The organism is Halobacillus sp. ABR2_026 (genome assembly GCF_056158545.1).
The window spans coordinates 2,102,153-2,113,019 of the sequence record NZ_JBSWTM010000001.1; the positions used below are offsets into that span (position 1 = coordinate 2,102,153).

The window sequence follows — 10,867 nt, forward strand, 5'->3', positions numbered from 1 at the left end:
TTGAGTTTACATAATATATTTATAGATAACTGAGTTGGATGAGTTGTCCTCTATTGAAAAGGAAGCGTATAATATGAAATTAGTTGATTCATAGGAGGACGAAGACGTGACATCCCAAGTTCCAAACAAAGTTTTAATTGCCGCCCTGCTCCTTGCCGGTTCTTTTATTACGATTTTGAATCAGACACTGATGATCACCGCGATTCCTCCGATTATGGATGAGATGAATGTGACAGCCAATTCAGCTCAGTGGCTGACCACTGTATTCATGCTCGTCAACGGTGTCATGATCCCGATCAGTGCGTTTTTGATTGAACGATTTACGACGCGTCAACTCTTCATCTCTGCGATGAGCATCTTCGCTGTAGGGACTGTCATCGGAGGCCTTGCCCTCAACTTCCCCCTTCTATTATTAGGCAGGGTCGTTCAGTCGGCCGGCGCCGGAGTGATGCTCCCATTGATGCAGACGGTGTTCCTGATGATTTTTCCTGTCAACAAACGGGGGGCCGCCATGGGCTATATCGGTTTGGTCATTTCCTTCGCTCCAGCCATCGGCCCGGCGCTCAGCGGATATATTACTTCCGCCTTTTCGTGGAGATACTTATTCTGGATGATTCTTCCATTGGCGATTATGATCATCATTCTTGCTTCCTTCATCCTGAAAAATGTGACCGAACTCTCCTATCCGAAAGTGGATCCGGTATCCATCATCTTATCTTCCATCGGATTTGGCGGCCTGCTGTACGGCTTCACCTTAGCCGGGAATGAAGGATGGACAAGCATAGACACGATAACCGTCCTTTCGATCGGTGCGATCACTCTCACCTTGTTCATTTTGAGGCAGTTACGGATGCGCCATCCGATGCTCGAATTCCGCGTTTTCAAATATCCTGTGTTTGCCATTACGACCGTCATCGCCATGATCACTTTTCTCGGGTTGATTGGTGCGGAAACGCTCATTCCTTTATACATGCAGGATATGAGGGAATTCACCGCTTTTGAATCAGGGCTTGCGCTCCTCCCAGGGGCTGTGATTACAGCGTTCATGTCCCCGATTACCGGAAGGATTTTTGATAAAATCGGTGCCCGGCTGCTCGCCATCACCGGGCTTTCTATTATCACGGGGGCATCGCTCGCCTTTTCCTTTTTGGATATTGAAACGACATTTACGACCATCACTGTTCTTTATGCCATCCGGATGTTCGGCTTATCCATGGTCATGATGCCGGTGACGACGGCCGGTCTGAACCAATTGCCGAAGAAACTCATCCCACATGGAGCGGCTATGAGCAATACGATGAGGATGGTTGCTGCATCTGTTGGAACTGCGATCCTCGTTACTGTGATGACGACGACGGCTCAAACCGCTCAAAACGATCCATCGGTCGATTATCCTTCCATTCATGGAGTGAACATCGCCTTCTTCATCGTCACAGCATTATCACTGGCCGGCCTTTTCCTCGCCTTCTTCGTCAAGCGGACGTATCCGCCGGATGAAGTGGCTGAAGACTCGGAGGAACCTTGGGAGCAGCAACAAGCGGAAAACCAATAATGATAGAGCTAAACGAAAAAGCGTCCCTCACACCGATGGTGAGGGACGCTTTTTCTTTTGTTTTAGATCGTATTCCCTGCTACATCCCTGTTAAGGTTTGTTACATACGGAATAAAGGGTCGGCTTTATAATTCGAAAAGTCCAGTTCGGTTTCCTGTCCCAGCAATTCATTGGCAAGCTGCGCGCCTACGTATGGACCGCTCGTCAATCCAGAGGCACCTAATCCATTGGCAACCACTACATGATCCATCCCGGGGACGGAGCCGATGACCGGTGTGCCGCCCGGAGTGAAGGGGCGAAAGCCTACGTTTGTCTTTACATAAGTAGCATCCGAGAGCCCGGGAGCTACACGGAGAGCCTTGTCCATCAATTGATGAACAGATCCTATCGTCACCCTGGCATCTGGTTGTTTCTCTTTAGTGGCGCCAATGACGATGCGTCCGTTTCCGAAGGTGAGGATGTAGTGATTGAAAGGCGGAAGCATGACCGGCCAGCGATCCGTATCGTAGTTCTTCATATCTACGTGGATGATTTGGGCTTTTTCGAAAGTGATGTCCGGTTTCATTCCGATCTTTTGGAACAACGGCTTCGTCCATGCTCCGTTCGCAACGACGACCCGATCCGCATACAGCTTTTCTCCATTTACCCAGACCCCTTCTACCTTTCCGTTCTCATATAAAAGTTCTGCGTCTCCACCGATGAAAGCCGCCCCGTACTTTTCGGCCGCACGGAGGAGAGATGAAGTCACATCCCTCCCCTTCACGCGGGCACCGCCTGCTATATGAAGCGCACGGTAATGGTCGGCTACCGGGGGAAAGAGCTTCTTCGTCTCCTGTGGAGTAAGACTTGAGATTTCTCCCATTTCGGGAGCGTGCTGTTTCCTTTCAAGAGCGACTTTCCGTTTCTTCTCCAATTTTTCTTCCGTGTCGAAAATATTGATGGCCCCCACCCGTTTGTAGCCGGTTTCTTTTTCTCCCAAATCCGCCAGCTCTTCCATCAGCTGCGGATAGTATTTGGCACCACCTGTCACTAATGGATACCAGATCTTATTGGTCCGATTCGTCAACCAGGGACAGATAATCCCTGCTGCATTCCTCGTCGCCTGACCAGGGTCATTCCTGTCAATGATGACGACTTCCCCGCCTTTTTTGGCAAGATGGTAGGCTGTTGAAGTTCCTAAGATTCCCGCTCCGATTACGATCGTTTTCATATGAACACCTGCATTTCCTGTCATTTCTACTGTTGTCATTGTACACGATTGCAGGTAGTGGGTATACGGTCCCTACTGTTTTTTCGACAAGCGTACGTTCCATCCGTGTTTCATCCGAAGGGTAATCAATGGGTTCGGGACCACTGGTGAAGGATAAGGAACGTTTTTAATCCTGAAATTTTTAATGATGGAAGAAAGGATGACGAGCATCTCCAGCATCGCGAAATGCTGCCCGATGCAAACGCGGGACCCGCCGCCGAAAGGCAGATACAAGTAGTCCGGGGCTCCGATTAACCGTCCATCTTCGAACCGCTCCGGAAGAAACTCTTCTGGAAAATCAATGTACCTGCGGTGCCGGTGCATGACATATGGACTGATTAAAACCGTGGATCCTTTTTTGATGAACGTCGAACCTAGGTTTACGTCTTCACTGGCCCGGCGCCCGAACATCCATGCGGGCGGATAGAGACGCATACTCTCAAGGATGACCTTTTTTGTGTACGACAAATATCCGCTTTCTTCCAGAGATGGCGTATCACTTGTAAGAACCTGTTCCACTTCACTTTCTACTTTTTGATAACAATCAGGATGGGAGATCAGCAAATAGAGGGTCCACAAAAGCGCGGCTGCAGTTGTTTCATGACCGGCCAGAAAGATAGTCATCACTTCATCTCGAAGCTGACGGTGGTCCATTTTCCTGCCAGAGGCATCTTCGGCATCGTTCAGGACGCCGAGAAGATGGTCGCCTCCTTGCTGTTGTTCGATGATGGAATAGACGACCTCATCAAGTTTTGTGACCGCATCATCAAACAGCCGATTCCGGACGGTTTTCAGGGACCGGGGCGATTTTGCGAAACTGCGGATTCTTTGGGTTGCGATTTCCATAGCCGTATCCAACTGTTGGCCGACCACATCATGATCACTCTGCCGTTCTGTACCGAACATTGTTTCTGTAATGATATGGAGCGTCAAACTCCTCAGATCCTCTGTAAAAAGACGTTCGCCATCCTTCCATTGATCCTGGTGGTGCCTGACGACCGATCTCATCGTCTCACAATAGCGGTTGATGTGTGATGGTGTGAAGAACGGCTGAATGTTCTTCCGCTGCTGTTTATGAAAGTCTCCTTCACTTAATAACAACCCTTTACCGAGAAGCGGCGACAACTCTTGAAAAGGCTTGGATTTATAAAAAGAATCCGCTTTACGTACGAGTGCTTCCTGGATCAAAGCGGGATGCATGAGCAGATAAACAGGCTTATGGGCAAACCTGAACTTCGTGACTGGTTTTTGTGTCGCTTCCATTTCCATGAGAAATGCGAGTGGATCCTTTTTGAATGCCGGTAACTGTCCCAGCGGTGAATGACTCTTCCATTTTTGCATAAGGTACCCCCTTCCCTTTCTATTAGAGGGTACTAGTTTCAAGAAGAATTTATTCGTTCGATCTTATATAGAAGGCTCTGTTGAGGTGTCGCATTGATCTTTGTCACATAAAACTCATTTCGAGATGTTTGAAGCTCCACGTCAGGATTCGCTTCCCACGGGCCAGGCCCTGACCCTCTTCGGGATCCACCTTCCAGGGTGTCCCCTTTTTCCTCTGCCCTTCACTATACTGGACCCTTGAAAACGACTGCTTTTGTATGGAAGACTTCATCTTGATTAGCGGGGAAGAATGAATCTCTATGCCAAGTGTAACTGCCTACTAAAAACACTGTTTTTAGAACGGGGCCATCTACGAAAATTCCTCTTGCGGGGTCACGCAGAAGCAGGTGATGCACAGCCCTAAACCTTTCGAACTAACACTTGTACAACTTTGTCTTTGGCTCTGTTAAAGTTTAATGTTAATAGTACTGCAAAAAAGGAACTTCGAATTTTATGGAGGTTCTTCATTTTAATAATTATCTTATTCAACTAAAGCTCCCATTTCTTGAAGACTCAGCTTCGAGATGTTTGTGTGGGAGTTAGGGGCTGCGGGCGATGACTCGCTTTCCGCGGGAGCGCGGTGAGCCTCCTCAGGCTTACGCCTTGCGGGGTCTCACCCAACACTCTTTTCCTCGTAGATATCCGGTTTCTGCGCCTAGCGGCTAGTGAGACTTCCCTCGCTTCTGTACTAGGCGCCTGCACACTTAAGATAGGAGTCTCGCCATCCCCCTCCGCCCCTTGACTAGATCAGGTTCTCGAAGCCCCTTCATGAATCATCAGCTATTCTAGTTGGTGAGAGGATAAGGATTATACGCCCAAACCGAGATGATCGAACCTTGAAATCTTGATACATAGCGTTTTATGCTTACAACAACCGGGGTAATGGAAGACCATCCAACGTTGGTAAAGGGGTTCGTTTTTCGCATGATCGAATGGGGTGGTTGGGAAGCTGCGAGACTCCCGTGGGAGAAAGGAGATCGGCGAGATCCCGCAGGGCGATAAGCCCGAGGAAGCTCGCCACTCCCCCACAGGAAAGCGAGTAGCTTCCCAGTCACCCCTGGCACTCAACACAATAACGAACCCCGAATCCTCTCGAAACGGAGTCTTAAACAATCCTGCCATGTAGCGAAAGGCTCCGTTTCGAAATCATAATCCAACAAGATTCTAATGGTTACATCGTGAAAGGAGATCATCTAAAGGTTTTGATACTTTGAAATTAATCCACTTTCACCTTTCCTATCATTCATTGTCCCTTCCATCCGTTGATGCAAATATCAACACCGAACTTTAACAGAGCCTTGTCTTTAATAAGACAAGCTCAGGATTCCGTTTGAAAATCAACAACATACGTTAACAAAGGTTTATAGACATCCATAGCTCTTCTATGGATCAAAAGGAAGAGCGTTTCATCATCCCCCGCTCCCCCCTTAGTACATGAACGTATGACGGGTAGTGTGTTAGTCTAGTAGAGATAGAAAAGGAGGTCTTTGATATGAATGAAGAAATGAAGACAGGCATAGCCTTGATCGGAAGTTTTATCATCCTGATGGTCGGATGTTTCCGGTTGTTTACAGCACAGCTCGAAGATATCCCTCTCATCGTCGCTTACATACTGGCTGCTTCAGGGTTGGTGGGAGTCATTACGAACGGCTGGAAATGGAAAAAACGGGAAAACAGATAATTCCTTTATTCCCCCTTAAAATCAGACGAAAAAAGAACCTGTTAAGAAACAGGTTCATGCAAGAATGTCAGTTTTCATAACTTCTTCTTTTTTCTGCTGTACATGCTGGACCAGGTCTTTGTCGGAATCAAAAGGGTGATGATAGGTCTGCTGATAGGATTCATGGCCTTTGCCGGTAATGACGACCCAGTCTCCCGGTCCGCTTCGTTCGATAGCTTCTGTGATGGCAAGGGTACGATCGGGGATGATCGTGCCTGATCGTGCGCCATACGACTCCTGAAGCGTTCCGAGATCATCGACCATGGTTTCATACGGAACGGAGTTCAAATCATCAAGCGTCAAAATATAGGCATCCGTACGCCTGGCGGAAGCAGCCAACATTTCTGCCCGCTTCGACTCATCACGATCTCCCCGGAAACCGAACACGTGGGTCAAGGATACCGCCCCCTGCTGTCTGGCGGTATCGAGAACGTGTCCGATGCTGTCTGCCGTATGCGCATAATCAATGACCACCTGTGGGCCATTCGGAATGGCTAATCTTTCAAAACGACCGCGAATGCCGGACAGATTCTGGATGGAATCAATCATATTCGAAAAAGTCAATCCGATTTTCCTGCCCACGAGGAACGCCTGCATCGTGTTATACACATTGTGAGTCCCTTGAAGTGGAGAAGAAATATTCCACGCTTCTCCCTCATAATAAAGGCTCCCGGTAAAGTTGCGGGTATCAATATCCTGAATTTCCCCATCATTTCTTTTGTGCTTCCCAATATTGGTAACAGGGATGCTTTTTTCTTTCAACAAACAGGAAAGTTTCTCCCCCCACGCATCGTCCGTATTGACAATCGCTTCTCCTCCAGGTTTTAGCATATGGAATAACTTGGCTTTCGCTTGAAAGTAGGACTCCATGGAATCATGGTAGTCCAAATGATCTTTATATAAGTTCGTGAAGACGGCATAGTCAAACGTCACTCCTTCAAGACGGTACTGATCGAGGCCATGGGAGGATACTTCCATGACGATGACCTTATCAGAGCTTTCCGATAGGAGTTTTTGCAGCATTGGGGCACCTGGAGTCGTCTGAGTTCCAGGAACAGCGGTGCCGTTCACACTATAATCGATGGTGCCTAATAGGCCGCATGACCAGCCGTTTTCCTCACACAAATGCTTAATCATATGAGTCGTCGTCGTTTTTCCGTTCGTTCCTGTTACGCCGATGACGATTTTATCTGCAGAGGGGTGTCCATAAAAAGCACTGGCAATCTGGCCAAGCGCCCGGCGGGTATTCTCCGTCTGAAGAAAGACCACTCCCTCGTAGTCCCCGGCCTCTTCAGATACAATGACGGATGCTCCCTTGCTGATGGCTTCCTGGATGAATTCATGGCCGTCCGCATGATAACCTTTCACAGCAACGAATACGTTCCCCTCCTCCACTTGGCGGGAATCGTCGGTGACACCGGTGATAAGTTGATGGTGATCGATGTGTGTTTTCTGATCTTGTTGAAGTAGTTGTATGAGCTGTTGTACATTCATCGTCAGGCTCTCCTTTGAGATAGGTTACACGTTTCACGACCTATTCTAATAGAAAAGACCGTGGACTTGGCGGAATGTCGATGAGATGTAAATGAATTTTAATACTACAGCCATTTACTTGGAAATCTCCTCCTATTTCTCTTTCCTCTTATTCTCCTGCCAGCACCAGCTGCAAATCAATATCTTCCGCTTTCTCTGTTTGAAGAAGCAACGTATAGCTTCCTTTTTTCATCGTCATACGCAGCTCACTCTCTTCGTTTCCACCTAAACGATGTTCTTTGAACGTCCCCCCCGTTTTTTTCAATAATCAATGTGACATCTCCTTCTCCAATTTCAGAAGCATAGGGAACAGCCACTTCCTTCTCTTCATCCATCGTATATGTATCTATTTCATAACGGCCTTTTAAGGAACGGATGTTGAGAGATAATTCTCCGTCCTTATAAACCCGACTGGTTCCAACGGCTGCATTCCCTTCTTTCAAAATGAAAGCAAACGCGCCACCGATGATAAAGATAGACAGGAGAATGCCGCTCCACATCCATTTTTTCATATCCACACCTCCAAAACGATCAAGCTGAACGTTCTTCTTTTCGTTTCTTTCCTTCAAAAACCGCCCGGTAATTTTTACGTTCTTCCAAATGGACCTGGTTTTCCTCAGCAAACCGCTCGACATCTGAAAGGAGTGCTACAGAATGGTAGTTCACAAGCCGCACATTCCACCCATTTATTCTCTTAATGGTTCCAGCAGGCTCTCCCCATCCTCCAACTCGTAAAATGATCGTTTTGATATCAGATGGGGCGAACTTCCTCTTGTAAACCGTAAATTTGAACCAGCGAATTTCATATGTGATAAACGTCCCCACCGTCATTTGGAAAGAAACAGCAAAAAACAGAAAAGCAGTAACGGGCGGAATCAGCGCCCACAAGCTCGTCTCAGATATACTTAACGATCCCAAAAAAAGAGGGGCGAATAGCGAAAAGATCCAGCGTGGCGGTTTAGCTTGATACACAGAATTCCTCCTTCCCTCCCCGTTTATGTAATCCTCGCGTGCATGGATTTCATTATAACATCCCATAATGAGAGTAGAGACCATCCGAAAACGGATAAAAAGGAGTGTATGTTCATGAATGAGTCAGCGGAAGCATATTGGAATCTTTATTGGCAGGGAAAAGATAAACCTACGAAGGTCAAAGCATGGGCTTTCGGCACAGCACCTGATAGAATGGCACGGTTAGTGATGGATGGAATGAAAACAGCCACCTGCTCCGCGCGTCAGGCGTATGAGATTGAGAACGAACCTCTTCCGGAAGTCGGAGAATACAACATCATTCTGAATGGGGAATACGAACCTGCAGCCATCATTCAAACGACAGAAGTGGACGTGATTCCTTTCAATAAAGTCGACGAAGACTTTGCCCGCGCCGAAGGAGAAGGCGACCTGTCTTATAACCACTGGCTAAAGGTCCATCAGGAGTTTTATCAGAAAGAAGCAGATGAACTCGGTTATGAATACAAGGAAGACATGGACCTCGTGTGCGAAAGGTTCCAACTGGTCCATGTGAACCCAGATTAAAGGACGGAACACCCTTCCGTCCTTTAGTCATTTTCCAAAACAAAGGCCTGCCGACTTCCTCTGGAGGACTCTGTTCTTTGTCATGGGCAGTCATGCGCAGGAAAGTACAAATTCAAAATAAAAAAACTTTCCAAAACTTGAAACTTCTATCCCCTTCCCCTCGTAAAACAGAGGTCAGAACGATAAAAGGGTTCTTCAGTATTTGAAACGACCATACATATGGTATGGTTGAAATCTGAGTAAAGGAAGGAAAGGAGCTTACATATGAGTAAAAGAGTTACAGCCAGCATCATTGCTGTCGTCATTTTAATTCTTGCCCTCGTCACGCAGCTGATCGGAACGGTCTTCGAAAGTGATGAAGCCGAGAATGAAGCCATGGGACTATTCACAAACAGCGAGAAATTGGAAGAGAAAGTCATCGAACGAGGATCTGGGAGCCAGAGAATTGTTGAGTTAAGCTTAGAAGGAGCGATCATCGATAACCCAAGCTCCAATACGAATCCATTCAGTGGTGGCGGCTACCAGCATGATCGATTCCTGAAGAAGCTGGAGACGATCAAAGAAGACGCATCGATCAAAGGCGTTCACCTATACGTCAACTCACCGGGTGGAGGCGTTTATGAAAGTGCGGAAATCCATGACAAATTGCTGGAAGTGAAAGAAGCCGGCAAAAAGATTTACGTCTCTATGGGGAATATGGCTGCTTCCGGCGGTTATTATGTATCCACGCCTGCGGACCGCATTTTCGCGAGTAATGACACGTTCACAGGTTCGCTTGGTGTCATTATGGAAAGCGTCAATTATCAGGAATTGGCCAATGAATATGGTGTGAAATTCAATACGATCAAAAGTGGCGAATTCAAAGACATCATGAGCCCGACCAAAGAGATGACCGAAGCGGACCGTGAGATTCTGCAAACGATCGTCGATGAATCGTATCAACAATTCGTCAATGTCATCGTCGAAGGCCGCGACATGTCTGAAAGCCGCGTGAAAGAGCTTGCTGACGGGCGGATCTATTCAGGTAAACAAGCCGTCGAAAATGGATTAGTGGACGACATCGGTTTCCGTGAAGATACGTTGAAGGCCTTGAAAGAAGAAATCGGCGGCGATCCACAAGTGTTCCAATACAAAAATACAATGGCATCCTTCTTCAACCTGCCGCTTGCTGAAAGTTTAATGCCGAACAGTGAAATCCGTTACATCGAACAATTGATCAGCCAGCGTCAAGGTCCGCGGATGATGTACATGTACACAGACTAAGGAGGGATATGTATGGATCACATCAATCATAAGGAAAGCGAAGAACCTTTGTCTTCACTGCTCCATGAGCAGAAAAAAGACCTCCAAAAGCTGTTGTACGCAGGTTTCGGATCCCGTTTCCTCGCCTACATCATCGACCTCATTGTGATTTGGAGCGTCAATACCATCGTGACCCGACCGTTACTGAGGCTTCTGAACCTTGAGAATGCTGAGCTTTGGGTTCCATTGTTCAGTGCGGTGAATATTACAACGTCTTTGATCTTCTTCGCTTATTTCATCCTGATGACGAAATATTTCCGTTCCACATTAGGAAAAATGATTCTCGGGTTGTCGGTCGTTTCCTTGAAAGGCGACACCTTGACGACTGGTCAAATCATCTTCCGTGAGTGTATCGGACGTTATATCAGCATGGCTGTATTCGGTATCCCTTATCTTGTCGTTGCGTTCACTAGACGCCACCAGGGGATCCACGATCTGTTTGCGGATACGTCCGTCATCAAAAACAAATTCAAAACACTGAATGATACGATCGAACACCCGCCGCAAACGGTGTAAGCGAGAATAGAAACGCCTGACTCTTAGGAGGTCAGGCGTTTTTTCATATTATCGGGTTGGATCTTGTTTGCCCGTACCG

General features: G+C 47.3%; 10 protein-coding genes. 5 read left to right on the forward strand and 5 right to left on the reverse strand.

Annotated elements, in window-relative coordinates; all coding sequences use genetic code 11:
* Positions 1 to 106 precede the first annotated feature (106 nt).
* Complete coding sequence (locus ACXADE_RS10880) at positions 107 to 1,552, forward strand: DHA2 family efflux MFS transporter permease subunit (protein ID WP_474980490.1); 1,446 nt, start codon at positions 107 to 109, stop codon at positions 1,550 to 1,552.
* A gap of 100 nt (positions 1,553 to 1,652) precedes the next feature.
* Here ACXADE_RS10880 and ACXADE_RS10885 read toward each other — a convergent pair whose 3' ends face one another.
* Together ACXADE_RS10885 and ACXADE_RS10890 are read right to left on the reverse strand one after the other, a co-directional pair.
* The gene (locus tag ACXADE_RS10885; RefSeq protein WP_474980491.1) at positions 1,653 to 2,762 is read right to left on the reverse strand and encodes an NAD(P)/FAD-dependent oxidoreductase; all 1,110 of its coding nucleotides are present in this window, start codon (positions 2,760 to 2,762) and stop codon (positions 1,653 to 1,655) included.
* Positions 2,763 to 2,834: 72 nt separating this feature from the next.
* The gene (locus ACXADE_RS10890) at positions 2,835 to 4,142 is read right to left on the reverse strand and encodes a cytochrome P450 (protein WP_474980492.1); all 1,308 of its coding nucleotides are present in this window, start codon (positions 4,140 to 4,142) and stop codon (positions 2,835 to 2,837) included.
* A 1,531-nt stretch (positions 4,143 to 5,673) separates the two neighbouring features.
* Here ACXADE_RS10890 and ACXADE_RS10895 point away from each other — a divergent pair.
* Positions 5,674 to 5,862 carry a hypothetical protein gene (locus ACXADE_RS10895; RefSeq protein ID WP_474980493.1) on the forward strand — a complete coding sequence of 63 codons (189 nt, stop codon included), beginning with the start codon at positions 5,674 to 5,676 and terminating at the stop codon, positions 5,860 to 5,862.
* Positions 5,863 to 5,916: 54 nt separating this feature from the next.
* Here the strand turns inward: ACXADE_RS10895 and ACXADE_RS10900 are convergent, their stop codons facing one another.
* From ACXADE_RS10900 to ACXADE_RS10910, 3 genes are all read right to left on the reverse strand, one after another.
* A complete protein-coding gene (locus tag ACXADE_RS10900; protein WP_474980494.1) occupies positions 5,917 to 7,395 on the reverse strand; it encodes a UDP-N-acetylmuramoyl-L-alanyl-D-glutamate--2,6-diaminopimelate ligase in 1,479 nt (492 codons plus the stop codon).
* A 245-nt stretch (positions 7,396 to 7,640) separates the two neighbouring features.
* Complete coding sequence (locus ACXADE_RS10905) at positions 7,641 to 7,946, reverse strand: hypothetical protein (protein WP_474980495.1); 306 nt, start codon at positions 7,944 to 7,946, stop codon at positions 7,641 to 7,643.
* A gap of 19 nt (positions 7,947 to 7,965) precedes the next feature.
* Positions 7,966 to 8,406 carry a hypothetical protein gene (locus ACXADE_RS10910; protein ID WP_474980496.1) on the reverse strand — a complete coding sequence of 147 codons (441 nt, stop codon included), beginning with the start codon at positions 8,404 to 8,406 and terminating at the stop codon, positions 7,966 to 7,968.
* Between the two features lie 114 nt (positions 8,407 to 8,520).
* Here ACXADE_RS10910 and ACXADE_RS10915 point away from each other — a divergent pair, with 114 nt between their 5' ends.
* The 3 genes from ACXADE_RS10915 to ACXADE_RS10925 all read left to right on the forward strand — a co-directional run bounded on the left by ACXADE_RS10915 (position 8,521) and on the right by ACXADE_RS10925 (position 10,788).
* A complete protein-coding gene (locus ACXADE_RS10915) occupies positions 8,521 to 8,970 on the forward strand; it encodes an ASCH domain-containing protein (RefSeq protein WP_474980497.1) in 450 nt (149 codons plus the stop codon).
* Positions 8,971 to 9,234: 264 nt separating this feature from the next.
* Positions 9,235 to 10,233: a signal peptide peptidase SppA gene (sppA, locus tag ACXADE_RS10920; RefSeq protein WP_474980498.1), complete on the forward strand. Its 999-nt coding sequence runs from the start codon at positions 9,235 to 9,237 to the stop codon at positions 10,231 to 10,233.
* Between the two features lie 12 nt (positions 10,234 to 10,245).
* A complete protein-coding gene (locus tag ACXADE_RS10925; RefSeq protein ID WP_474980499.1) occupies positions 10,246 to 10,788 on the forward strand; it encodes an RDD family protein in 543 nt (180 codons plus the stop codon).
* Positions 10,789 to 10,867: the final 79 nt, after the last annotated feature.

Bases quoted from the DNA above. Each gene is read 5' to 3' on its own strand.
- ACXADE_RS10900 (WP_474980494.1), bottom strand. From the start codon at position 7,395: ATGAATGTACAACAGCTCATACAACTACTTCAACAAGATCAGAAAACA.
- ACXADE_RS10890 (WP_474980492.1), bottom strand. From the start codon at position 4,142: ATGCAAAAATGGAAGAGTCATTCACCGCTGGGACAGTTACCGGCATTC.
- ACXADE_RS10905 (WP_474980495.1), bottom strand. From the start codon at position 7,946: ATGAAAAAATGGATGTGGAGCGGCATTCTCCTGTCTATCTTTATCATC.
- ACXADE_RS10925 (WP_474980499.1), top strand. From the start codon at position 10,246: ATGGATCACATCAATCATAAGGAAAGCGAAGAACCTTTGTCTTCACTG.
- ACXADE_RS10895 (WP_474980493.1), top strand. From the start codon at position 5,674: ATGAATGAAGAAATGAAGACAGGCATAGCCTTGATCGGAAGTTTTATC.
- ACXADE_RS10885 (WP_474980491.1), bottom strand. From the start codon at position 2,762: ATGAAAACGATCGTAATCGGAGCGGGAATCTTAGGAACTTCAACAGCC.
- sppA (WP_474980498.1), top strand. From the start codon at position 9,235: ATGAGTAAAAGAGTTACAGCCAGCATCATTGCTGTCGTCATTTTAATT.
- ACXADE_RS10915 (WP_474980497.1), top strand. From the start codon at position 8,521: ATGAATGAGTCAGCGGAAGCATATTGGAATCTTTATTGGCAGGGAAAA.